This is a genomic window from Streptomyces sp. NPDC050485 (assembly GCF_044458185.1).
In the GTDB taxonomy this organism is placed as follows: domain Bacteria; phylum Actinomycetota; class Actinomycetes; order Streptomycetales; family Streptomycetaceae; genus Streptomyces.
Window position 1 is genome coordinate 1 of the sequence record NZ_JBITHR010000081.1, and the last position, 1,274, is coordinate 1,274.

Consider the following 1,274-nt stretch of genomic DNA (forward strand, 5'->3'; position numbering starts at 1 on the left):
CGTTTGACCGAATCAACCATGAGCGCCTGCTCGAAGCCCTGGGGAGTTTCCCGGCCCGGAGCATGATCCGGGCTTGGCTGAAGGCCGGCGTGATGGAGAAAGGTCAGTTTGCGCCCACTGAGGAGGGAACTCCTCAGGGTGGCGTAATCAGCCCCTTGCTGCTAAATGTCGCTCTCCATGGAATGGAAGAGGCCGCTGGTGTCAGATACATCGATCACGGCGTTAACGCCGGAACGACGGTGCGATCTGACCCGGTCCTGATCAGGTACGCCGACGACTTCGTCGCGCTCTGCCACACAGTGGAACAGGCACACGAGGTCAAGGAACAGCTCGCTGCCTGGTTGATGCCCAGGGGGCTCACCTTCAACGAGGACAAGACGAGAGTCGTCTGCCTGGAAGAAGGATTCGACTTCCTTGGATTCAACATCCGCCGCTACAAAGGGGGCAAGCTGCTGACCAGGCCGAGCCACGCGGCAGTAAAGAGGTTTCAAGGGCGGTTACGGGCTGAGGTTCGCATGTTGCGCGGAACTGACGCATACACGGTGGTGAAGACCCTTAATCCGATCCTCCGTGGATGGGCTGCGTATTACCGAGCCGGGGTGTCAAAGCAGGTGTTCAACGATGTGGATGACCACCTCTGGTGGGCTCTCTACCGTTGGGCGCTGCGCTCGCACCCGAGGAAGTCGAAGAAGTGGGTAATGAACCGCTACTTCGGCGCCTTCCACCCCATCAGGCGGGCTCAATGGCTATTCGGTGACCGGGATACAGGTCGCTACGTAGTCAAGACTGTCTGGACGCCGATCGTCCGGCACACTCTGATCAAACGGGATGCCTCCCCGGATGACCCGAAACTTGCCGATTACTGGGCACAGAGGCGGCGCAAATATCGGCCGCCCCTCAGCGATGGATTTGCCCGACAGGTGAAGCTCCAGCGCGGAGGGTGCCCCCTCTGCGGCGAATTGCTCCTTTACGCCGACACGCAACCTCAGCACCCCGATCACTGGGAAACGTGGTTCACCGCAATCCGAAAGGCAGTTGTCCGCAAGGTGATTGTCATCCACAAGGAGAGCGGCAGAGGAAACGATCGCGGAATCTCCCGGCCTCAACTCTTCCATGCGCACTGCGCGAAACGATTGGAGCGATCGAATGCAGCGCAGCCTGTGGTTTCTCCTACCGCAAGCCTTTAGGACTTGCTTGAGCCGTGTGCCGCGACGAGTGGCACGCACGGTTCTGAGGGGGGACCGCCGCAGCAATGCGGTGGTCCTACCCGACAC

Annotated in this window: 1 protein-coding gene; it reads left to right on the plus strand. The window is 60.2% G+C overall.

The genetic code is table 11. The features are described 5' to 3' along the window. Positions 1–1,187, plus strand: a 1,187-nt coding sequence (locus ACIBK6_RS42480; protein ID WP_399058852.1) for a group II intron maturase-specific domain-containing protein, incomplete at its 5' end; no start/stop codon positions are given. Between the last annotated feature and the right edge of the window lie 87 nt (positions 1,188–1,274).